We start from the raw sequence: 22,217 nt of genomic DNA, 5'->3' as shown, positions 1-22,217 counted from the left end.
AAACCTTATTTCCGAAATTTGCATTTCAATTAAAAAAAAATGAAAATACACAACTACAGTGCTGGTCCTTGCATATTACCTAAAGAAGTTTTTGATAAGTCGGCACAAGCCATTTTAAATTTTAACAATTCTGGACTTTCCATATTAGAAATTTCGCATCGAAGCAAAGATTTTGTTGCCGTGATGGACGAAGCACGTGATTTGGCTTTAGAACTTTTAGACTTAAAAGGGAAGGGCTATCAAGCTCTTTTTATTTCTGGAGGTGCTAGTATGGAGTTTTTGATGGCACCTTATAATTTAATGAAAATTGATGGGAAAGCTGCTTACCTTGACTCAGGAACTTGGGCAAATAATGCTATAAAAGAAGCCAAAAACTTTGGAGAAACTGTTGTAGTAGCTTCTTCCAAAGAAGAAAATTACAATTATATTCCAAAAGAGTATACTATTCCTGCTGATGCTGATTATTTTCATTGCACGAGTAACAATACCATTTTTGGAACCCAAATGAAATCGTTTCCAAACACAAATATTCCTGTAGTTTGCGATATGAGTTCTGATATTTTTTCGAGAGTTTTAGATTTTTCAAAATTTGACTTAATTTATGCAGGAGCTCAAAAAAATATGGGTCCAGCGGGTACAACTTTAGTCGTTGTAAAAGAAGAAATTTTGAACAAAACAGGAAGAACAATTCCTAGTATTTTAGATTACGAAAAACACATTAAAGCTGAAAGTATGTACAATACACCTGCTGTTTTTCCTATTTATGCTTCTTTATTAACAATGCAATGGTTGAAAAATTTAGGTGGAATTGCTGCTATCGAAAAAATAAACAACGCAAAAGCAACATTGTTATATACTGAAATTGATAGAAATCCCTTATTTAAAGGAACTGCCAAGATTGAAGATCGAAGCAATATGAACGCCACTTTTGTTTTAAATAACGAAAGCCATACTGAAACATTTGACAAAATGTGGAAACAAGCTGGAATTTCTGGATTAACTGGGCATCGTTCTGTGGGAGGTTATCGTGCTTCGATGTACAATGCTTTGCCACTAGAAAGTGTTCAGGTTTTGGTAGATGTGATGGAAGAATTAGAAAATAAAATATAGTTTATTTGTTAGTTTGTTTATTCGATTAAACAAACCAACAATAATCGATTAAACAATTAAAAATGAAAATATTAGCAAACGATGGCATTTCTCAAACAGGAGTACAATTATTAGAAAATGCAGGATTTGAAGTAATTACTACAAAAGTAGCACAAGAACAAGTAGCCAATTATATAAATGAGAATAAGGTAGCGGTGCTTCTAGTTCGTAGCGCAACCAAAGTTAGAAAAGATATTATTGATGCATGTCCTTCCTTAAAAATTATAGGTCGTGGCGGTGTAGGAATGGATAATATTGATGTTGATTATGCTGTTTCTAAAGACATTCAAGTGATAAATACACCAGCTTCGTCATCAAATTCGGTGGCAGAATTGGTTTTTGCACATCTGTTTTCAGGTGTGAGATTTTTGTACGATTCAAATAGAAACATGCCTTTAGAAGGCGATACTCGTTTTAATGATTTAAAGAAAGCCTATGCCGATGGTATTGAACTTCGTGGAAAAACGTTAGGAATAATCGGTTTTGGACGCATTGGACAATCAGTTGCTAAAATGGCATTAGGATTGGGAATGAAAGTCATTGCAGCAGATAGCTTTGTTGATAAAGCTATGGTAAAAGTCGAATTCTATAATGGTCAGTTTATTAATGTAGAAATTTTCACAGAACCAGTCAACGATTTACTCCAACATTCTGATTTTATTTCGCTTCACGTTCCTGCGCAAAAAGAGTATATAATAGGTAAAAAAGAATTTGATATAATGAAATCTGGAGTGGGTATTATTAACTGTTCTCGAGGAGGCATAATCAACGAAGTCGAATTGGTTGAGGCATTAGATTCTAAAAAGGTTCTTTTTGCTGGTTTAGATGTTTTTGAAAACGAACCAACACCAGCAGTTCAAGTGTTAATGCATCCACATGTTTCACTTACACCGCATATTGGTGCTGCAACACTGGAAGCACAAGAAAGAATTAGTATTGAATTGGCAGAGCAAATTATAGGTTTATTAAAAGCTGAAATATAAAATTTATTCATACATTTATATCATTATTAACTTAACAAATTTATATAATGGCTGGATTAATAGATTTATTAAATAGTGACTTAGGAAAACAAATTATTTCTGGAGTTGCAGGAAAAGTCGGAACAAGCGAAGGCGAAACTTCCTCTGTTCTTTCCTCTGTTTTACCTTCTTTGGTAGGAGGGATGATGGATAATGCAGCAACACCTGAAGGACAAAGTGGTTTGCTTGGAGCACTTCTAGGCGGAAAACATGACGGTGGTATTTTAGATAATTTGTCAGGATTCTTAGGTAATGATGACGACACCGATGGTGGAAATATTTTAGGTCACGTTTTGGGTGGTAATCAAGAAAATATTCAAAATCAAGTCAGTCAAAGTACAGGTGTGAGTTCAGATAAAATTGCGATGATTATGAAAATTGCTGCTCCAATATTAATGGGGTATTTAGCAAAAAAAGCGATGGGAAGTAGATTAAATCAAAATGGTGAAACACCTGATGGGGGAGGATTAGGCGGTTTGCTTGGCGGTTTATTAGGCGGGCAAGCACAGCAACAAGCACCAGTTCAATCAGGAAATATACTAACATCAGTTTTGGATCAAGATGGCGATGGTCAGCTAGGTTTAGGTGATGCAGTAGCAGTAGCAACCAAAAAAGGAGGACTTGGTGGACTGCTTAGCGGTCTTTTTGGAAAATAAATTATAATTCAAACCACGTCAACCAGCGTGGTTTTTTTATGCAATACATTATGAAAACATTTTTTATAGTATTTATTATTTTATTTAGTATCATTAATTGTAAAACTAAAACTATTGATGTTACAAACAATTCAAAAAAAATCATTGGTGATACTGTAAAGATTGCCAATGATGAACTTGAATATGAAGTAATAATTATAGACATTGGATTTTCAAATTGGTTGAATGGTCGGTCTTTTCCTAGAGGATATCATTCAGAATATTTTTTAGAAAATAAAAACCGTTTTTACGTTACTGAATGGAATAATAGGGCTTCTCAGCCTATGAGCTTTGATCCTAATTTATATCAAATGCAAATCGATTATAATAACTCAATTCATTACGGATATGAGGTAAATTATTTGATTTATAATTATATGATCTATTTTCAAAATACTTATAAACAAAGATTATTTGGTTATGTACCTTCAAGATAAAGTTTTTATATTTGTGAAAATACTTTTTTTGATGGAAAAACTAAAACAACGATGGGGAATACATACTAATTTTCAATTAGTTATTATTTTTGTGGTTTTTGGTATTACAGGTTCCTCTTCTGTTTTTGTATCTAAACCCATTTTTGAATTTTTAGGTATTACAAAAGCTTCTATGAATTTGTTTTTATTTTATATTTTAAAAATAATTATTGTTTTTCCTGCGTATCAAGTTTTATTACTTTTTTTTGGATTCATTTCAGGTCAGTTTACTTTTTTTTGGAATTTTGAAAAGAAAATGCTACACAGTTTGGGTTTAGGATTTCTATTCAAATCATAAAAAAAATCCTCAAGGATTAGTTGAGGATTTGGATGTGTTATTAGTTTCTCTTGGCAATATAAAATTCGTAAAACCAAGTTAATGTAAAGGTTGGAATAAAATCCAATCCAGGAACAATTTCTTCAATAAAAGCGACAATTCCGCCTATTTTACCTACAGAACCTTTGTACATCATGGCTAGAACAAAACCAGCTATTGGTGCCCAAATAATATCAGTAGCTTCTGCTACTACAGGAATGGCATACGATAGCATTCCTATTAAATCTAAAATAATTCCAATGATTAATTTAGCAATTTTATGATCTGATTTTGTATTGGTTTGTACTTGTACTTCTTGTGACATTTCTTTTTAAATTAAATTGTGTAAAGTAAATATACAAAACTAATGCCAAATTTTATTTTTCAGAATGTATCATATTAAAAAAATCATTTCTGTTTTCTTTATCATTAAAAATCCCTCCATATTGAATGGTCGATGTAAAACTTGATTCGTGCTTGATGCCCCGACTTGACACGCATAAATGCTTTGCTTCCATAACTACAATGACATTTTCAGTATTCAAAGCAACTTTCAAGTCATTAAAAATTTGCATAATCAATCGTTCTTGAACTTGAGGTCTTCTTGAATAATAATCAACAATTCTATTTAATTTTGATAGACCAATTACTCTACCGCTCGAAACATAGCCAATATGGGCTTTTCCAAAAATGGGTAAAAAATGGTGTTCACAAGTAGAGTTGAAACTGATATCTGCTTCAACAAGCATCTTGTCATAATGATATGCATTCTCGAAAGTAGAAACTTTGGGCTTATTTTTTGGATTTAAACCGCTAAAAATTTCATTTACAAACATTTTTGCTACACGATGCGGTGTGCCTTGCAAGCTGTCATCAGTCATATCAAGACCTAGTTCGTGCATTATTTCGTGAAAATGATTTTCGATAACCTGCATTTTTTGATCATCGGTTTTGTTAAATGCATCCGATCGTATTGGAGATTCTGAAGAAGTCATTTGATGATCATCACCCAGAATTTCAATCATTTCTTTGTCAGTTAATGTATTGTTATTCATATTTAGTTTTTCAATTTATCTTTAAATTCTTTTTTTACTTTTTCCACTTTTGGTGTAATAACATACTCACAATAGGATTTATTCTTATTCTGGTTGTAATAATTTTTATGGTAATCTTCGGCCACATAGAATGTTGATGCTTCAGAAATTTTAGTAATTACTTTTTTCCCAAATGTGTTTTCAGTATTCAAAAAGTTTATGTACCCTTGGACTATTTTTTTTTGATTTTCATTGGTATAAAAAACTTCACTTCGGTATTGCGAACCCACATCATTTCCTTGTCTGTTAATCGTTGTAGGATCGTGAGTTGCAAAGAAAACCTCTATTAATTCTTGATACGAAATTTTAGTTGAATCAAAAATGATTTCAACAGCTTCTGCGTGGCCAGAATAACCAGAACAAACTTCTTCATAGGTTGGATTTGGATTTTTGCCACCTATATAACCAGGCATAATGGAAATTACACCTTCAAGCTGTAAAAAAACGGCTTCAGTACACCAAAAACATCCTCCTGCAAAAATGGCAACTTCTTTTCCTTTTTCTAAATTCATTTTCTTAGATTCAATAGTTATATTCGTTTTAGCTTTAGACTCACAACTACTAGTCATAAAACAAATAAAAATTAGAATTAAATTTTTCATAATCATTCAATTTTAATCAAAATTAATTAAATCTATCTGTTGAGAATTTTCCTTAACAAAACTTTATTTGATGTTGAGGCATTTTCTTTGTTTCTTTGTGGAAATTGATGCCAATGATTATTGCAAAGAACATTCACAAATACTACGATACACTTCACGTTCTTAAAGGAGTTGATTTACACATTAAAAAAGGAGAAGTTGTTTCTATTGTAGGCGCTTCAGGAGCAGGTAAAACAACGTTATTACAAATTTTAGGTACATTAGATCATCCGACTAATGATAGCAAGACATCGTTACTTATTAATGGTGAAAATGTGATGATAATGAATGATAAAAGTTTGTCTAAATTTAGAAATACAAATCTGGGTTTTATTTTTCAATTTCATCAATTATTACCTGAATTTACTGCTTTAGAAAATGTATGTATTCCCGCTTTTATTGCAGGAAAACCAAAATTAGAAACCGAAACCGAAGCCAAAAGACTACTGGATTATCTTGGGTTATCACATCGAATAAATCACAAACCTAGCGAACTCTCGGGTGGTGAACAACAACGAGTTGCAGTTGCCAGAGCTCTGATAAATAAACCTGCAATTATTTATGCAGATGAACCTTCAGGAAATTTGGATACTGTCTCTGCCGAGAATTTGCATCAATTGTTTTTTAAACTTCGAGATGAATTCGGACAAACATTCATAATAGTTACTCATAACGAAGATTTTGCAAATATGGCAGATCGAAAATTAATTATGGTCGATGGTAATATCAGTAATTAGAAATGGAAATAGTCGAGCTTAAATCGTTTCTTGACGAAAAAGTTGATTTATATAATAATCTAAATTTTATAGAAAGCGATCCTATTCAAATACCGCATCTTTTTACTTTAAAAGAAGATATTGAAATTGCTGGTTTTTTGAGTGCTACTATTGCTTGGGGTAACCGAAAGATGATTATTCAAAACGCTCACAAAATGATGAATCTAATGGGAAATTCCCCATATGATTTTGTAATGTCACATTCAGAAAGTCAATTAGAAACTTTAGACGGTTTTGTACACCGAACTTTTAATGGAAACGATTTTACGTATTTCATAAAAAGTTTGCAAAATATTTATTTGAATCATAAAGGTTTAGAGACTGTTTTTACAAATAACGCGGAATCATATTCAATGCAAAAAAGCATTTCAGAATTTAAAAAAATATTCTTCGAAATTGATCATTTACCTCGAACCCAAAAGCACATTTCAAATCCAATGAATAATTCAGCAGCAAAGCGACTGAATATGTACCTTCGTTGGATGGTTCGTCAAGATAATAAAGGAGTCGATTTCGGTATTTGGAAAACCATTTCTCCAGCGTCACTTTCTTGTCCACTAGATGTTCACTCTGGAAATGTAGCTCGAAAATTAAAACTACTTGTTCGAAAACAAAATGATGCAAAAGCACTTTTTGAATTAGATACAAATCTCAGAGTTTTAGATTCCATTGATCCTGTAAAATATGATTTTGCATTATTTGGATTAGGAGTTTTTGAAGATTTTTAAAATATCACTAATATTAGTGATTAAAATTAAATATAATTAGTGATATTGCAGTCAAAAGTTTCATTTGATGATTATAATTTATACTTTTATGAAAATATTATAATTTATAATCAATATAATGCAATTTATAGCTACTTTAATAAAGTTTAATCAAGTACTACGCTATGTAGACGAAACTTTTACGGCTCGTTTTTTTTATAATGTTTTAAAGTATGTAGCCATTCCTTTTCTTGTAATTTTAGTTTTATGTTTTATTGGTTCGCTCCTTTTAAACAGGTATTATTTTGATGCATTAGCTAATAAAAAAAAGGAAATTGAACAACAGATTAATAATTTTTTGACAGAATTAATCTTTTCTAATTTTAGTTTTCAAGAAACAAAAGCAAGAATTAGGGACTTCAAAAAAACGCCGGTTTTTAGAAATAAATGGTGTAAATATCTTATTCTAAACAAGCTCATTCACATTAAACAAAACATAAGAGAAGTTAATCCTTATTTAATTTTGATAATATACAAGCACTTTGGTTTAAACAATTATAGCAAGAAATTGATTAATAGAAGTAAATGGTACTATAAATCACTTGGATTTTATCACTATCAAAGTCTAGATTATAAAATTAAAAAATGTCAAATCAAACCTTATTTGAATAGTAGGAATAAATATTTGAAATCAAACGCTTTGATTGCTCTTATTGCATTATCTGACGAAAAATTTGATGTTTTGAATAATTATCCTAAAAAAATTCCAAGTGCTGATGAAATGAAAATTTTAGATTTGATATATCAAACAAAATCTGAAATACCATCGTCTATATATTCTTGGGTTAAAAGCGGCAACAGTTCCGTAGTAATTCTTGGTATTAAGCTAATAGTTCGATATAGAGAAAAATTATGTCTACCAAAAATTAAATTTTTATTGCTAAATCCTGATGATGAGGTTAGGAAACAAACCATTTTTGCAATACGAGAATTATTTATAGTGGATGCTTCCCAATTATTGATGGAACATTACAAAAAAGAAAAAAACATTCGAAACAAAGTCTCTATACTTAAAACACTAGGTGTAATTGGAGATTATAAAACTAAAAACTTTGCCATTGAGTTGTTAGAAACTGAAACTGAAATTGATATCAAATTTGAATTGGTAAATTGTATTCACAAAATTGACAATACACATTTTGATACTATTGAACTTGTGAACAGTTCAGAAAATGAGCTCATAAATAAAATTTATTCACACGTTAACAATCCTTATTTAGCTTGAGTAATTTAGAAAAATTTATTGATAATTTTGAAATTTTTTCAGGAACATATGCTGTTATTTATGTTCTCATCTATCTCGTTTTGTCTGTTTTGTCGTATTTGGCCATCAAGAATTATTACAATTCTAAATACTACTTGCACAAAGACGTTTTAATAAAATCCAATCATACAACAGGAGTTTCAGTTATTGCGCCAGCATATAATGAGGCTACAACCATTGTATACAATGTTAAATCATTATTATCTCAGGATTATCCAAAGTTTGAAGTGATTATCATTAATGATGGTAGTACTGATGACACTTTGCAGAAATTAATTGACGAGTTCAGTTTAATTAAAGTTGACTTTTTTTACAGAGAAAAAATTGTCACAAAACCAGTTAGAGGGCATTACAAATCTACAAATCCAGTATATGCAAAATTACTAGTTGTAGATAAAGAAAATGGAAAAAGTAAAGCTGATGCTTCGAACGCAGGAATAAATTCCTCTCGATATGCACTTTTCATTTGTACAGATGTAGATTGTATCCTTCGAAAAGATACCATTGTAATGCTCACCAAACCATTTATTGAAAACACAACCAAAGTAATTGCTAGTGGAGCAGCCATCCGCATTTCAAATTCTTGTGAATTCAAAGATGGAATGTTATATAAGTCTCATTTTCCTGACAATTTTTTTGCTCGTTTTCAAGAACTAGAATACATTCGAGCCTTTTTGTTTGGACGAATGGCCTGGAGTAAAACCAATTGTTTATTACTGGTTTCAGGAGGATTAGGAATGTTTGACAAAGCAACAGTGATCGAAGCGGGAGGTTATTGGCACAGTTCACTTGGAGAAGATATGGAACTCATCACACGCATGAGAAAATTAATGTATGAGAAAAAAGAAAATTTTTTAATTAAATACATCCCAGAATCTTTATGTTGGACAGAGGTTCCATCAGATATGAAAGTGTTTTTAACGCAACGTAAACGATGGGCTAGGGGACTGGTTCAAACGCTATTTTTGCATCGAAAAATGATATTCAATCCTAAATATGGTAGAACAGGATTAGTAACAATGCCACATTATGTATTCTTCGAATTTTTTGTACCTATTCTGGAAGTGTTAGGATTGGTCGTTTTAATTATAGATATGCTATTTTTTAGTATAAATTATGATTTTTTACTCATTGTTTCCGTATTTGTTTACTTTTTTTATACGGTAGTTACGTTAATTTCTATATATTTAGATCAGCTAATTCATCAACAGTATTCTAATATCAAAGAATTATCAATATTGATAATTATGGTTTTTTTAGAACCGCTTTTATACCATCCTATAAATGTGTATGCTTCAATTAGTGGTTATTTACAATTTCTACAGAAAAAAGAAATAAAATGGGGAGTTATGACTAGACAAGGGTTTACTAAAGTAAAAGAATAATATGAAAAAATTTAGTATTACTATTTTTGTAATTTTTATTTTAAATCTGTCTCTTTTTGCTCAAAAAGTGGATACAGATAGTCTTTTGATAAAAACGCATTATGAAATAAATACTTTAAAAAATTATCCAAATGCAATTAAATTGGCACAATTAGGGATCAAAAAGGCACCTAATTATTTAGATTTTCATTTGGCATTAGGACGAGCTTATTATAAAACACAACAAATAGATAGTGCAAGACATTATTTTAATTATGTAATAGATAAAAACCCTAAATACAACGAAGCTTTTACTAACTTAATACAGCTTGAAATTAATCAGAACAGGCTTTTTGAAGCAATAACTGCGGTTAATAAGGCTTTAGTTCATTTTCCAGACAATAAAGAGTTTGAATTACTAAGACTAAAAATAGTAGTTGCAGAAGAAAATGATGAACAAACTATAGACTATTTGAATGTATTATTAGAAAAATATCCAGACGATAAAAATTTAAAGCAACAATTAGTTAAGCTCAAAACCAAAAGCAGTTCCAATCGTGTTGGAATATCATATAATAATACCAGTTTTAGTCGAGATGGAGTTGGACCTTGGCACTTAATAGGATTACAATACATTCGGGAACGTAAAAAACTATCATTAATTGGGTACCTAAATTATGCCAAACGACTTTCTTTTGACAGTTCCACAAGTGGTGTTCAGTTTGGAATTGAAAGTTATTTTAAAAATAACAAAAAAAGCTACTCAATGTTTGATATAGCCTACAGTTATGATGATGAGGTATTTCCCAAATTACGACTAGCTTATTCTTATTTTCATAGCTTTAATAAAGGTTGGGAAGCCGATGCTGGATTACGTTATACAAAAACGACAAATTTTGAGTTTTATGCTGCAGTATTTGGAGTTGGTAAATATGTTGGCAACTACTGGTTCAATTTAAAATCCTATTTGCAGTTTTTTGAAAGTAAATCGTATCCTTCATTTACCGCAACAGCGAGATACTATTTTGATACTAAATACGATTATGCAACTGCATTTTTTGGATATGGCACATCACCAGACGAGAGAATTACATTAGGACAATTCCAAGAACGATTCAAGTTTAGCTCTTATCGATTTGGAATGGGTTACCACAAACAAATTTGGGAGAACTACATTTTTGGAATTCAAGGATCAGTAAATAGACAAGAGTATAAGCTAGATAATTTTCAGAATGAGTACGATGTTTTTATCTCAATGCAATACAAATTCTAATATATAAATCCCCTAATTTTACCCGTAATGAAAAAAATATTAGTAATTGAAGACGATAAAATCATAAACAACATTATTGAATTTCTGCTAAAAAAAGAAGGATACGAAATTGATATTGCCAATGATGGAAACGAAGGAATGGAAAGAATTGCGAACAATCCACCTGATTTAATTATCACAGACATTATGTTGCCATACAAATCAGGGTTGGAAGTTACCTCATACGTGAAAAACAATTTTCCTAAAATTCCTATAATCATTGTTTCGGCATTAGGAAAAGAAGATTTAACTATTATTGAAGCGTTTAAATTGGGTGCTGATGATTTAGTAGCCAAACCTTTTAACCCAATTGAGTTAATATTGAGAGTAAAACGATTGTTGTTATAGTTTCTAACGCTTTGAGATACAAATCGCAAAGGTTTTAAAGTTTTAGTAAAATTCATACTTTTTCCTTTAAATAACCTTTGCAACGTTGTAACTTTGTACCTCTGAAACGTCTCATCAAATGATTTACCACGATACCATTGTTGCACTTGCCACACCATCAGGAGCTGGTGCTATTGCTGTAATTAGAATTTCTGGCTTCGATGCTCTTAAAATAGCCTCTATTGTATTTCAATCTGTTTCAGGTAAAGATATTTCAAAACAAAAATCACACACACTACATTTAGGTCATATTGTAGATGATGCTAAAGTTTTGGATCAAGTATTGCTTTCTATTTTTAAAGGAACAAATTCCTATACTGGCGAAAACACTATCGAAATTTCGTGCCATGGTTCTTCTTATATTCAACAACAAATCATACAATTACTACTCAGAAAGGGTTGCCGAATGGCACAACCTGGAGAGTTTACGTTGCGTTCGTTCTTGAACGGAAAAATGGACTTATCCCAAGCAGAAGCTGTTGCCGATTTGATTTCGTCTGACAATGAAGCAACGCATCAAATCGCAATGCAACAAATGCGTGGCGGTTTTAGCAACGAAATTTCTAAACTCAGGGAAGAACTCCTAAATTTTGCTTCCTTAATCGAATTAGAATTGGATTTTGCGGAAGAAGATGTCGAGTTTGCTGATAGAAGGGCATTTAAAGAATTACTAAACAGAATTGAGTTTGTATTGAAACGATTAATCGATTCATTTGCCGTAGGAAACGTTATCAAAAACGGAATTCCAGTAGCAATTGTAGGTGAACCAAATGTTGGAAAATCGACACTTCTCAACGCCTTACTAAACGAAGAACGTGCCATAGTTTCTGAAATTGCAGGTACAACTCGAGATACAATCGAAGACGAATTGGTTATTGGTGGTATTGGATTTCGGTTTATAGACACTGCTGGTATTCGCGAAACCAAAGATGTTATTGAAAGTATCGGAATCAAGAAAACTTTTGAGAAAATCGAACAAGCTCAGGTTGTTCTTTTCTTGATGGATAGTTATGCGTTATCGGTTGTGAGTTTAGAGACTGTTAAAGTAGAAATAGAGAAAATCAAAAATCAATTCCCTTTAAAACCTTTAATTATTGTTGTCAACAAAATTGATAAGATTTCTGAAAAACAAGTTGAGATTATCAAGGAGCAACTCAAAACTCATAACTCAAAACTCATAACAATATCTGCCAAAGAGAATATTGGTGTCGATGATTTGAAAAACACATTACTATCGTTTGTTAATACTGGTGCATTACGTAATAATGAGACAATCATAACTAATACAAGACATTACGATTCATTACTTAAAGCACTTGAAGAAATTCAGAAAGTAAAATACGGTATGCAAACAAACTTATCGTCAGACCTAATGGCGATTGATATTAAACAAGCCTTGTACTACTTTGGTGAAATTACAGGACAAGTGACCAATGATGAATTGTTAGGGAATATTTTTGCTAATTTTTGTATCGGGAAGTAATGTAGATAATAAATTTTCGAATAAAAAAACCATTATGGACTTAGAGTTCATAATGGTTTTTTTAATGGAAAAAAGGGTGTTTTTCCCCTTTTTTATGTAAAAAAAAAAGTGTTAAATTTATAACATTAAAAAACAAGTGTTTACGCTTTTTTTTAGTTTAATGTTTTTAGTTACAAAAATAGACGACTGTATTAAAACTCTTATTGAATTGATAATTAGAACTTATAAAATCATTAATACTGTTTTTTTGAAGATAATTTGCTCGTTGAAGATGCAAATTAATAAATAAAAGAATATCATTATGTTGGTAATATTTATAAAAGAAAATATGGGATTGACTGATTTTTTAATATCCTTCAGCATTATTATGATGATGTTGAGTATTGTTTCTGAAAGAGCTTCAAACTTTATAAAATTATATTTTCAAGGCAAGATAATATACATCCCATTTCTCTATACAAATGAGCATAAAAAATGGAAATTTTTTCTTTCTGCAAAACTTGAAATATTAGCTTATAGTCAACCAACCGAGGGAGCTGAAAAGGAAAGAGAATACAGAATAATGATAATTAATATTATAATTGGAATTATCATAGCTGCTTTGGCTAATGCTAATTTTTTTGAAATTGTAAAAAAAATAAGTTCAAGTTTTACCAATAATGATGCAATAATAGTACAAGGTTGGTTAATGAGTGATATTAATAAAGAAAAAGTTTTTGGATTTATCTATCTATTAATATTTCTTTGGTCTTTAAGCTTAATGCTATTTAATAAACTTCAGGAAAACAATACTAATGTCAATCAATACTATGTTAAATCCCCATTTTTAATATGGATTGTTATTTCTATTATTATTTTATTATTAAGTCAAGGTAATGTAGATTCCTATTTTTTAAAAATAATAAATCATACAATTGGTTATATTTTTATAGGTATTTTTTTGAGCCTTGGTTCTAAATTTTGGCATGATTTACTCGATATATTGTTTAAATTTAAAAATACGCAACAAGTACTTTCTAACAATAAGACCTATAGCAATTATGACAGTGCAGATAAGTTAATGGCACTTGCCGAAACATCACAGTATGAAGTTGCAGAACGATTATTTGAATTGTATAAAAATGACATTAGTAAGATAGAAGGAGTTGTTTCTTATGGGTTAAACACAATTCAAGATAATCGTTCAAATCTTTTTAGAAAAATAATTGAAGTTGAGTATACAAATGCTACAGCACAAACGCAATTATTAGAATTACAAAATAGTGGCTCCATAGTGTTGAATTACAATACATTTTATTTGAAGGACTATTTAAAAATTCTATATACTAGTGAGCTTTTGGCAATAAGTGGTATAGATACATTACCTATATGTTATGCTTATAATGCTAAATCTCCAAATTCAAAAGGGTCATTTAGTGTTTTTAAAAAAGGCAAAAAATACTTTGCAAAGAGTAATTTGCATGTTTTTGCAAATGATGATGAATTTGCAAATTTTTCAGTTAATCCTAATTTTATTATAAAGAACAAAGTTGTTTTGTTTGTAATTGGTAATAATAATCCTTTCAAAGGAACTATTCTAGAATATAAATTTGGCAATTACAATGGATACGGAATAGATTATTGCATATGTGAAATTAATAAGGAATTGTATGATGTATTTATTAATAACATTGATACCAATAAATTAATAGAAATTGATGAAAATTCTATGAGTATGTTTGGTGCTGTAAGTAAATATTTAAATTTTCATTCCTATAGAAATCCAACAATGTGTACTGTATCTTATTCTCATTTCAAAAAAGAACTCTATTTATTTAAAATAGGTACTTCAACTTCGGGTATTTCAAATGTAAGTAACGGTGATAGTGGTTCAACGATCTATTATAAAATTAAAACTACTGACAATTCAGAATTGATTTGTACAGGTATATTAGTTGCTAAAAGTGATAATTATGCATATATGTTTCGAGAAATATAATTTAAACGTTAAAAATCAATAACTTAAAAATCAACAACTTAAAAACCAAACTATGAAAAAATCAATCACACTCTTTTTTGCATTTTTGTCATTTCAATACTTTTATGGACAAATTGAAGTTAAAATAAATGCATCACAATTAATAATTGGAAAAGATGGAACAGATAATACAATTCGAATTATAAATGATTCCGATAGTACAGGAAATGTTGACATAAAGATATCTGATTACACTGAACTTGATGAAAAGGAAAAGTCTTGCGGTAATATAAATTATCAATTAACAAAAGCTGAAAATAAAATATTATTTTGGATAAAAAATCAAGATAAAAAAAATGCAGAATCTATATTTTACTGTGATTCTATAAAATTATTTTCAAAAAATAAAACAAATTGTGAAGAAATAATAAATAATCAATCTAGAGATAATAGTATTAAATCATTTGATGATTTAATCGATTTTGTTAAAGAAGACATTTCAGAAAAAGGATATAATTATATTGGTGGTCAATCAAATGTTATAGTAGACAATAAAGGTATTATTCACATTTATCTAGATGAAGATTGTAATCCAATTTATAATGATTTTCCAGTTAGTGCAAAAGATAATTACGATAAATTTCAGTTTCACATTATTGCTAGTAAAGGTTTAAGATATATTATTAAGAGTAAAGGTGTTTTTAATCCAAAACCGCTTGTAGATGAAATTCAACAAACTGATCCTAATGCTGCTGTAGCAACCTCTTTAAATCCTTCACTTAAAGTATATGATTCTCAAATTTTTGGTCCATATACAACATCTTTTCCTTTTACAATTGAGAAAAATGGAACAGAAATATTAGCCAAAAAAATTATTTTATTAAAAACGAATAGAGTTAGTTTAGGAACAAGTGTAATTGCATCATGGTTAAAAAATCCAGAAAATATTGCTACTTTTATAAAGCCAAATGGTGAAACAACATTAATAGCTGATAATAAAGAAACTAGAGCTTATTTAGGATTGTTTTTGACTTTTCATTTAACACCACGTAATCTTGATATTAAGCCAAGAACACTTAAAGAGAGGGTTGGCATCTCAGTTGGAACAAATTTAAATGATAAATCATTTACTAATTTCTTTCTTGGTTTGAATATTGAAATTACAAATGGGCTTTTTCTTAATGGTGGTTTACATTACAGTCAAGTTAATTATGCTGTTGGTTATGATGATTTTGATTACGGAAATCAATTATTTACAGGAAATTTAGAAACAAGAAAAAAATGGGATATTGGTGGTCCTTATTTAAGTATTAATATTGATGCAGCACTCTTTGCTAAAGCTTTCAAAAATATCTTAGGACCGTCTACTCCATAATTTTCTTTTAAAACTATTTATAACCCGTAAAAAAATAATTTTTACGGGTTTTATTTTTTGAGCATATATGTTGAAAAAAAATTGGTTATATATAATCAAAAATGTATTAGATAGATTATTAAGATAACTATCCTAAAACTTTAAAATAACCTCAAAACTATACCACCACTTTTTTAGCTTTAATCACAAAGTACAATCCTACAATCACAAAAGGAATACTCAACCATTGTCCTGTAGATAAAAGTCCTAATGCGGATTCAAAACCACCTTGACTTTCTTTTACAAATTCCACTACAATTCTAACAGAAAAAAGCATAACGAGGAACATCCCAAAAAGATAACCTTGTTTCAAACGAGCATCTGTTTTCCAATACAAAAACAATAGTATAAAAAAGACAAACACATACCCAAAAGCTTCATACAATTGTGATGGATGTTTGGCAGGTATTGTATCTAAAATACTAGCGAAATTTGGATCTGTAGCAATAGCATTATAAGCAGCTTTTGAATTGCTTATTTTAGTGAGTTGTATGGCTTCATTTGGTCGAATAGCATCTTGAACAAACTTGATTCCAAAAGGAGATGTCGTTTTGTCACCCACAATTTCAGAATTAAAAAAATTCCCTAATCGTACTAAAATAGCACCGCTTGCTACAGGAATTACAACTCTATCGAGTATCCAAAGCATAGGTCGCTTTAAAATTTTTGAAGTATAAAAATACATCGTAACAATAACTGCTATTGCAGCTCCGTGACTTGCTAAGCCTTGAAATCCTGTGAACTCAAAGGTAGGATTGAATCGGAAAGGAAGCAAAATACTCAGTGGATCTTCGGTTATTAACTCCGTTTGATAAAATAAAACGTGTCCTAATCTAGCTCCTAATAATATGGACAAAAACATATACATAAACAAACTGTCTAGTTTTTCCATTGATTCACCTTCACGCTCAAATATTTTTTTCATTAAGAAAAAACCTAAAGTAAAAGCAATTACAAACATTAAACTGTAAAATCGAAGTGTAAAACTACCTATTTCAAAACCTTCTGATGGATTCCAAACAAAGTGTAAAAAGTGTGTCATTTCTATAGTGTTAAAAGCCATAAGGCATTAGCCAAAAGTATAAATTAAAAAAGAATTAGACAAAAGTATTTCTTGAAAAGCAATTTTAGATTCTTTAATTGAAAAATTATTTTTATCTAAAACTAAGGAACAGGATCATAACCGCTTTTCCCCCAAGGATGGCAACTAAAAATTCTTTTTATGCCTAAGTAACTTCCATAAAATAGCCCGTGTTTTTTTAAAGCCTCAATCATATAATGGGAGCAAGTAGGAGTGAAGCGGCAAGTAGCTGGTAACAACGGAGAAATTATTATTTGATAAAATCGTACCAAAAACAGAAATGGAAAAATTAGAATTTTTTTCAGCATAACCTACAAGCAATTAATTTTAAACACTGATTACTGAATACTAAACCCAGTTCCGTCTTTTCCATCTTTCAATTGAATACCGAGTTTTAATAATTGATCTCGAATATCATCAGACAATTGCCAGTTTTTGTTGGCACGAGCATCGTTCCGCATGCCGATTAACATACTGACAACACCTTCCAGCTTTTCAGTATTGTTAGTGTTTTCTTTTTCATTACTAATGCCTAAAATATCAAAAACAAAGATTGCCATTGTATTTTGTAATTCCTTTAAATCTTCAGCAGTTATAGTTTCTTTTGTGTCATTCAACAAATTAATAAACTTGATTCCTTCAAACAAATGAGCAATCAGAATTGGGGTATTAAAATCGTCATTCATCGCATCAAAACAATTTTGCTTCCACGCTTGAATGTTTATTGAAGAAACTGTTTTAGGCTCAATAGTTGGTAACAATTTGATGCCTTCCATTAGTCGCGCAAATCCTTTTTCGCTGGCCACCATTGCATCGTTAGAAATGTCTAAAACACTACGGTAATGAGCTTGCAAGAAACAAAAACGAACAATATTTGGATGAAAAGCTTTTTCAAAAAAAGCATTGCCACCTTCAATCAATTCCATAGGTAGAATAAAATTTCCAGTTGATTTGCTCATTCGCAATCCATTCATAGTAAGCATATTGGCGTGCATCCAGTATTTAACAGGAGAGACACCGTGAGAAGCTTTTCCTTGTGCAATTTCGCACTCGTGGTGCGGAAATTTTAAATCCATTCCACCACCGTGAATGTCAAATTTTTCGCCTAGATATTTTGTACTCATAGCAGTACATTCTAAATGCCAGCCTGGAAAACCTTCTCCCCAAGGCGAATTCCATCGCATAATGTGCGCAGGCGAAGCTTGTTTCCACAACGCAAAATCTTGAGGATTTTTCTTTTCGTTTTGTCCGTCTAAATCTCTTGTATTGGCTAGCAATTCTTCTACATTTCGATGGCTCAACTCACCATAATTCAACCCTTTTTTATTGTATTCTAATACATCAAAATAGACTGAACCATTACTTACATAAGCAAAACCGTCAGCAATTAATTTTTGTGCTAACTCGATTTGTTCTAAAATATGCCCAGTTGCGGTAGGTTCTATATCTGGAGGTAAAAAATTAAACAAATCCAATACTTTATGAAAGTAAACCGTATATTTCTGAACCACTTCCATAGGTTCTAACTTTTCCAATCGAGTTTGTTTCACAAATCGGTCGTTGTTCACATCGCCATCATCAGTCAAATGTCCTGCATCGGTTATATTTCGTACATATCTAACATTATAACCTAGGTGCAAAAGGTATCGATTAATGATGTCAAAACTCATAAAAGTACGTACATTTCCCAAATGAACATGGCTGTAAACCGTTGGTCCACATACATACATACCCACATTTCCTGTGTGAATGGTTTCAAAATTTTCTTTTTCGCCCGAAAGCGTATTGTATATTTTTAAGCTTTGATTTTTGTAAAGTTGCATTTTTTTTGGAGCTATTTCCTGCTTTCGCCTTTATCTTTGTTCATTCTTCACAAAGGATATCGGCTCTATCAGGGCTATTATCGTGATTTCAATTTAAAATTTTGTTTCCAGTTTAATGTAATCTAGAAACTCTCTGCGGGTTTGTTCTTCTTTAAATTTACCGCCAAATTCAGAAGTTACAGTGCTGCTTTCAATGTCTTTAATTCCTCTGGAATTTACACACAAGTGTTTGGCATCCAACACACAAGCAACATCCTGTGTGCCAAGAGCCAGTTGTAATTCTTGTACAATTTGCATTGTCAAACGTTCTTGAACTTGGGGTCTCTTAGCATAATATTCCACAATCCGATTCATTTTTGACAACCCAATAACTTTACCATTGGAAATATAGGCCACGTGAGCACGACCAATTATAGGTAATAAGTGATGCTCACAAGTGGAGTAAACTACAATGTTTTTCTCAACCAGCATTTCACCATACTTATAGTTATTTTCAAAAGTAGATGGTTTTGGCTTTCTTTGAGGATTCAAACCGCCAAAAATTTCTTTAACAAACATTTTTGCTACACGGTTTGGAGTGCCGCTCAAGCTATCATCAGTCAAATCCATACCAAGCGTATTTAGAATGCTTTCCACATCCTTCTTGATAGCTTCTATTTTTTGTTCGTCAGATAAGTCAAATGCGTCTTTTCTTATAGGATTTATAGCGCTTGTTGCAATATGATTGTCTCCAATTTCTTCTTGAAAATCGTCGTTATGAGCCATTAAATAAGGAATTATATTGTAAATTAGTTATACCTGCAAATATAATTAATAAAAATAGAAATACATTGAAATAATCATTTTGTATGTTAAAATTATAAAAAACAAAAAATTAATATTAAACTTTTCTTAAATTTATGTAAATTTCGCTCGATTTATAAACAATTATTTAACAAATGAAAAAAATATACATAAAATTAGTATTAATTCTTTTATTCTCCCAAGGTATAAAAGCGCAAACAACATCGAATTGCGAATTTGTTTACAAGCTAGAAACCATAGCTTCTCCAGATGAAACTTCGAATGCTGATAAATTTGTCACCCTAAATTGGGATTTCACACAAGTTGGTAGTAAGAATAAAAACATAAAAATAGAAATAATTCCTATTTTAGATTGTTATAAGAATGAAAATGCCAAACATTATAAGGAGACACTTTTTCTTACTATTGATGGTAAGTTAAACACCATTAAAGGTTCCAAAGTGTTCAAACACATAGAAATGATGAGTAAGTGTTTCAAATACAGAACTCTAATTACTTCCAATTCTTGTGAAAAATCTTCAGATTGGAATTATTATTCATTTATTAATTAGTTTTTAAGATGAAAAAAAATATTTTTTTAATTGTTTTTGTTTTATGTGCAAATTTTTTGTTTTCACAAAATGACAATTGCAATGCTTCCGTAGCTTTTTGTGGATCTAATTCTGCAAATCCCACAACACAAACATTAATATATGATAATACTTTTGGGCAACCTTTTTCACCTGGTATTGCTTGTTTAGGATTGATTCGAAATCCAACTTGGTTTTATTTAAAGGTTGATACAGGCGGCACTTTAGCCTACGATATCATTCAGAATACTACTTTTAATGCTGCTGGGGATCCAATAGGTGTTGGACCATTAAATGAATTAGATGTTGATTTTGCTGCTTGGGGGCCTTTTTCAAGTCCAAGTGGGAATTGTTCAAGTTTGTACGGTAATCCTGTATGTACACCTACAGCCTGTCCTACTAATATAGGAATTGGTGGTGCTTACCCAATAGGAAACCTGATTGATTGTAGTTATTCTTCAGCCGCAATTGAAACATTAACAATTAATGGTGCGACTATAGGGCAATATTATCTTATTCTTGTTACTAATTTTAATGGTGCACAAGGAAAAATAAAATTGCAACAAAGAACATTTGATCCTTCAGGTGTTCCTTATCCTTTACCTGGTTATTCGGACTGTGATATTGTTTGTGGGGTTACACTAGGAGCTGATATAACAGAATGTGATAGTACGCCTGTTCCATTAACTGCTACTTTTGCTTCACCACCTACAACTGGAACTCCTACTTATGTTTGGAGATTAAATGGAGTTATTCAACCATTATATACAACACAAACCATATCTGTCAATCAAGCAGGAACATGGTCTGTAACCACTACTAGACCAGGAGGTTGTTTTGAGGTTTCTGACGCTATGGATGTTATTTATCTTCCAGATATACCTGTAAACAGTCCAGTCAATTTGAGTGATTGTGGAACTCTACCTTATGTATTCCCAACAATAAATCAAAATTTGGTCATTTCAAGTGGATATAGTTTGACTGACTATTCCGAAATATATTATACAGATAGAACAACAGCTGAAAATGGAGATTTATCTGGTCCAAACGTTATTGCGCCAGCTAGTTTAATTAATTATGCAATAACCATTTCTCCAGTTACCATTTGGGTACGTATTGAAGATAGAAATACAGGATGTTATGTAATTACTCCTATTGTTTTATCAGTAAGTGCCTCTCCTACAGGTTCCATAGCCTATTCTGGAAGTCCATTTTGCACAGGTACAACGACGGCTCAACCTATGACAGGAACAGTTACTTCCAATGGACAATACACTTACGCTACGATTCCTCTTGGTGGACCTGGTATATTAAGTTTGGATCTCAATACAGGAGCTATAAATCCAAGTCTAAGTACTCCTGGAAATTTTACAGTTAATTATGACATTAATACACCGAGTTGTGGTTTTTTTCATCGAGATGTAACCGTTACTATTAATGCTAGTCCAGTAATATCTCCAGTTGTAGCAGGTACTCTGTCTATTTGTTCCAATGCCACAACCCAATTAGCCGCTACGACTTTGCCATCACTCACAACTCCTTGGTTGTCTTCCAATCCAGCAATAGCTACGATTAGCAATACAGGATTGGTCACAGGTGTTGCAGCAGGAACAGTGATTATAACGTATACTAATATAAACGGATGTCAAGACACAGAAAATATTACCATCAATGCCCTGCCAGTAATTTCAAATGCAGTAGTTTCTGTTTGTGTGAGCAATAGTATCACCTTATCAGCCATCAATACGCCAGCTACAATAAGCCCTTGGTTGTCTTCCAACCCAGCAATAGCAACGATTTCAAACACAGGAGTGGTTTCAGGA

General features: G+C 31.1%; 23 protein-coding genes. 16 read left to right on the top strand and 7 right to left on the bottom strand.

What is annotated here, in order from left to right; genetic code table 11:
• Positions 1-39 precede the first annotated feature (39 nt).
• The 5 genes from serC (at position 40) to RMO70_RS05900 (ending at position 3,640) form a co-directional block, all read left to right on the top strand.
• Complete coding sequence (gene serC / locus RMO70_RS05920; protein WP_310555504.1) at positions 40-1,110, top strand: 3-phosphoserine/phosphohydroxythreonine transaminase; 1,071 nt, start codon at positions 40-42, stop codon at positions 1,108-1,110.
• Positions 1,111-1,172: 62 nt separating this feature from the next.
• Positions 1,173-2,132: a D-2-hydroxyacid dehydrogenase gene (locus RMO70_RS05915; protein WP_310555503.1), complete on the top strand. Its 960-nt coding sequence runs from the start codon at positions 1,173-1,175 to the stop codon at positions 2,130-2,132.
• A gap of 47 nt (positions 2,133-2,179) precedes the next feature.
• Positions 2,180-2,827: a DUF937 domain-containing protein gene (locus RMO70_RS05910; protein WP_310555502.1), complete on the top strand. Its 648-nt coding sequence runs from the start codon at positions 2,180-2,182 to the stop codon at positions 2,825-2,827.
• 50 nt (positions 2,828-2,877) lie between these two features.
• Positions 2,878-3,303, top strand: a complete 426-nt coding sequence (locus RMO70_RS05905; protein ID WP_310555501.1) for a DUF6146 family protein — start codon at positions 2,878-2,880, stop codon at positions 3,301-3,303.
• Between the two features lie 31 nt (positions 3,304-3,334).
• Positions 3,335-3,640: a DUF6787 family protein gene (locus RMO70_RS05900; RefSeq protein WP_310555500.1), complete on the top strand. Its 306-nt coding sequence runs from the start codon at positions 3,335-3,337 to the stop codon at positions 3,638-3,640.
• Between the two features lie 40 nt (positions 3,641-3,680).
• Here RMO70_RS05900 and RMO70_RS05895 read toward each other — a convergent pair whose 3' ends face one another.
• From RMO70_RS05895 to msrA, 3 genes are read right to left on the bottom strand one after another with little or no spacing between them, the layout of a single operon-like run.
• Positions 3,681-3,983, bottom strand: a complete 303-nt coding sequence (locus RMO70_RS05895) for a hypothetical protein (protein ID WP_310555499.1) — start codon at positions 3,981-3,983, stop codon at positions 3,681-3,683.
• A 52-nt stretch (positions 3,984-4,035) separates the two neighbouring features.
• A complete protein-coding gene (folE, locus tag RMO70_RS05890) occupies positions 4,036-4,713 on the bottom strand; it encodes a GTP cyclohydrolase I FolE (RefSeq protein ID WP_310555498.1) in 678 nt (225 codons plus the stop codon).
• A gap of 2 nt (positions 4,714-4,715) precedes the next feature.
• Positions 4,716-5,264, bottom strand: coding sequence for a peptide-methionine (S)-S-oxide reductase MsrA (gene msrA / locus RMO70_RS05885; RefSeq protein ID WP_310555550.1), 549 nt, complete (start codon positions 5,262-5,264; stop codon positions 4,716-4,718).
• 203 nt (positions 5,265-5,467) lie between these two features.
• Between msrA and RMO70_RS05880 the strand changes: the two genes are divergently transcribed.
• The 9 genes from RMO70_RS05880 to RMO70_RS05840 all read left to right on the top strand — a co-directional run bounded on the left by RMO70_RS05880 (position 5,468) and on the right by RMO70_RS05840 (position 16,078).
• Positions 5,468-6,130, top strand: a complete 663-nt coding sequence (locus RMO70_RS05880; RefSeq protein WP_310555497.1) for an ABC transporter ATP-binding protein — start codon at positions 5,468-5,470, stop codon at positions 6,128-6,130.
• 2 nt (positions 6,131-6,132) lie between these two features.
• Positions 6,133-6,897, top strand: a complete 765-nt coding sequence (locus tag RMO70_RS05875) for a TIGR02757 family protein (protein ID WP_310555496.1) — start codon at positions 6,133-6,135, stop codon at positions 6,895-6,897.
• Positions 6,898-7,015: 118 nt separating this feature from the next.
• Positions 7,016-8,161, top strand: a complete 1,146-nt coding sequence (locus RMO70_RS05870; protein ID WP_310555495.1) for a hypothetical protein — start codon at positions 7,016-7,018, stop codon at positions 8,159-8,161.
• Positions 8,158-9,585 (top strand): glycosyltransferase, encoded by a 1,428-nt coding sequence (locus RMO70_RS05865; RefSeq protein WP_310555494.1) that lies wholly within the window; start codon positions 8,158-8,160, stop codon positions 9,583-9,585. The genes RMO70_RS05870 and RMO70_RS05865 overlap by 4 nt, the downstream gene beginning before the upstream one ends.
• Before the next feature lies 1 nt (position 9,586).
• Entirely contained in the window at positions 9,587-10,837 is a 1,251-nt protein-coding gene (locus RMO70_RS05860; RefSeq protein WP_310555493.1) for a YaiO family outer membrane beta-barrel protein, read from the top strand.
• 27 nt (positions 10,838-10,864) lie between these two features.
• A complete protein-coding gene (locus tag RMO70_RS05855) occupies positions 10,865-11,224 on the top strand; it encodes a response regulator (RefSeq protein WP_310555492.1) in 360 nt (119 codons plus the stop codon).
• A 118-nt stretch (positions 11,225-11,342) separates the two neighbouring features.
• A complete protein-coding gene (gene mnmE / locus RMO70_RS05850) occupies positions 11,343-12,746 on the top strand; it encodes a tRNA uridine-5-carboxymethylaminomethyl(34) synthesis GTPase MnmE (protein ID WP_310555491.1) in 1,404 nt (467 codons plus the stop codon).
• A 301-nt stretch (positions 12,747-13,047) separates the two neighbouring features.
• Entirely contained in the window at positions 13,048-14,724 is a 1,677-nt protein-coding gene (locus RMO70_RS05845; RefSeq protein WP_310555490.1) for a hypothetical protein, read from the top strand.
• Between the two features lie 52 nt (positions 14,725-14,776).
• Positions 14,777-16,078, top strand: a complete 1,302-nt coding sequence (locus RMO70_RS05840) for a hypothetical protein (protein ID WP_310555489.1) — start codon at positions 14,777-14,779, stop codon at positions 16,076-16,078.
• Positions 16,079-16,235: 157 nt separating this feature from the next.
• Here RMO70_RS05840 and lgt read toward each other — a convergent pair whose 3' ends face one another.
• The 4 genes from lgt to folE (RMO70_RS05820) form a co-directional block, all read right to left on the bottom strand.
• Positions 16,236-17,159 (bottom strand): prolipoprotein diacylglyceryl transferase, encoded by a 924-nt coding sequence (gene lgt / locus RMO70_RS05835; RefSeq protein WP_310555488.1) that lies wholly within the window; start codon positions 17,157-17,159, stop codon positions 16,236-16,238.
• 122 nt (positions 17,160-17,281) lie between these two features.
• Complete coding sequence (gene yidD, locus RMO70_RS05830) at positions 17,282-17,506, bottom strand: membrane protein insertion efficiency factor YidD (protein ID WP_310555487.1); 225 nt, start codon at positions 17,504-17,506, stop codon at positions 17,282-17,284.
• Positions 17,507-17,536: 30 nt separating this feature from the next.
• Positions 17,537-19,021: a cysteine--tRNA ligase gene (gene cysS, locus RMO70_RS05825; RefSeq protein ID WP_310555486.1), complete on the bottom strand. Its 1,485-nt coding sequence runs from the start codon at positions 19,019-19,021 to the stop codon at positions 17,537-17,539.
• Between the two features lie 93 nt (positions 19,022-19,114).
• A complete protein-coding gene (gene folE / locus RMO70_RS05820) occupies positions 19,115-19,786 on the bottom strand; it encodes a GTP cyclohydrolase I FolE (protein ID WP_310555485.1) in 672 nt (223 codons plus the stop codon).
• Positions 19,787-19,959: 173 nt separating this feature from the next.
• Here folE (RMO70_RS05820) and RMO70_RS05815 point away from each other — a divergent pair, with 173 nt between their 5' ends.
• Together RMO70_RS05815 and RMO70_RS05810 are read left to right on the top strand one after the other, a co-directional pair.
• Positions 19,960-20,376 (top strand): hypothetical protein, encoded by a 417-nt coding sequence (locus RMO70_RS05815; RefSeq protein ID WP_310555484.1) that lies wholly within the window; start codon positions 19,960-19,962, stop codon positions 20,374-20,376.
• Positions 20,377-20,384: 8 nt separating this feature from the next.
• On the top strand, positions 20,385-22,217 hold a 1,833-nt coding region (locus RMO70_RS05810), incomplete at its 3' end, for an Ig-like domain-containing protein (RefSeq protein WP_310555483.1).

It is taken from the genome of Flavobacterium sp. (assembly GCF_031422135.1).
Classification (GTDB): Bacteria; Bacteroidota; Bacteroidia; order Flavobacteriales; family Flavobacteriaceae; genus Flavobacterium.
Note: the sequence above shows the minus strand (reverse complement) of the source record. Positions and strands in the feature narration are given on the sequence as shown.

Excerpts from the sequence above, each read along its gene's own strand:
- RMO70_RS05880 (WP_310555497.1), top strand. The coding sequence starts at position 5,468 with ATGATTATTGCAAAGAACATTCACAAATACTACGATACACTTCACGTT.
- folE (WP_310555485.1), bottom strand. The coding sequence starts at position 19,786 with ATGGCTCATAACGACGATTTTCAAGAAGAAATTGGAGACAATCATATT.
- RMO70_RS05855 (WP_310555492.1), top strand. The coding sequence starts at position 10,865 with ATGAAAAAAATATTAGTAATTGAAGACGATAAAATCATAAACAACATT.
- RMO70_RS05860 (WP_310555493.1), top strand. The coding sequence starts at position 9,587 with ATGAAAAAATTTAGTATTACTATTTTTGTAATTTTTATTTTAAATCTG.
- yidD (WP_310555487.1), bottom strand. The coding sequence starts at position 17,506 with ATGCTGAAAAAAATTCTAATTTTTCCATTTCTGTTTTTGGTACGATTT.
- cysS (WP_310555486.1), bottom strand. The coding sequence starts at position 19,021 with ATGCAACTTTACAAAAATCAAAGCTTAAAAATATACAATACGCTTTCG.
- RMO70_RS05815 (WP_310555484.1), top strand. The coding sequence starts at position 19,960 with ATGAAAAAAATATACATAAAATTAGTATTAATTCTTTTATTCTCCCAA.
- RMO70_RS05910 (WP_310555502.1), top strand. The coding sequence starts at position 2,180 with ATGGCTGGATTAATAGATTTATTAAATAGTGACTTAGGAAAACAAATT.
- RMO70_RS05900 (WP_310555500.1), top strand. The coding sequence starts at position 3,335 with ATGGAAAAACTAAAACAACGATGGGGAATACATACTAATTTTCAATTA.
- serC (WP_310555504.1), top strand. The coding sequence starts at position 40 with ATGAAAATACACAACTACAGTGCTGGTCCTTGCATATTACCTAAAGAA.
- mnmE (WP_310555491.1), top strand. The coding sequence starts at position 11,343 with ATGATTTACCACGATACCATTGTTGCACTTGCCACACCATCAGGAGCT.
- folE (WP_310555498.1), bottom strand. The coding sequence starts at position 4,713 with ATGAATAACAATACATTAACTGACAAAGAAATGATTGAAATTCTGGGT.
- lgt (WP_310555488.1), bottom strand. The coding sequence starts at position 17,159 with ATGACACACTTTTTACACTTTGTTTGGAATCCATCAGAAGGTTTTGAA.
- RMO70_RS05840 (WP_310555489.1), top strand. The coding sequence starts at position 14,777 with ATGAAAAAATCAATCACACTCTTTTTTGCATTTTTGTCATTTCAATAC.
- RMO70_RS05895 (WP_310555499.1), bottom strand. The coding sequence starts at position 3,983 with ATGTCACAAGAAGTACAAGTACAAACCAATACAAAATCAGATCATAAA.
- RMO70_RS05845 (WP_310555490.1), top strand. The coding sequence starts at position 13,048 with ATGTTGGTAATATTTATAAAAGAAAATATGGGATTGACTGATTTTTTA.
- RMO70_RS05905 (WP_310555501.1), top strand. The coding sequence starts at position 2,878 with ATGAAAACATTTTTTATAGTATTTATTATTTTATTTAGTATCATTAAT.
- RMO70_RS05875 (WP_310555496.1), top strand. The coding sequence starts at position 6,133 with ATGGAAATAGTCGAGCTTAAATCGTTTCTTGACGAAAAAGTTGATTTA.
- RMO70_RS05870 (WP_310555495.1), top strand. The coding sequence starts at position 7,016 with ATGCAATTTATAGCTACTTTAATAAAGTTTAATCAAGTACTACGCTAT.
- RMO70_RS05915 (WP_310555503.1), top strand. The coding sequence starts at position 1,173 with ATGAAAATATTAGCAAACGATGGCATTTCTCAAACAGGAGTACAATTA.
- msrA (WP_310555550.1), bottom strand. The coding sequence starts at position 5,264 with ATGAATTTAGAAAAAGGAAAAGAAGTTGCCATTTTTGCAGGAGGATGT.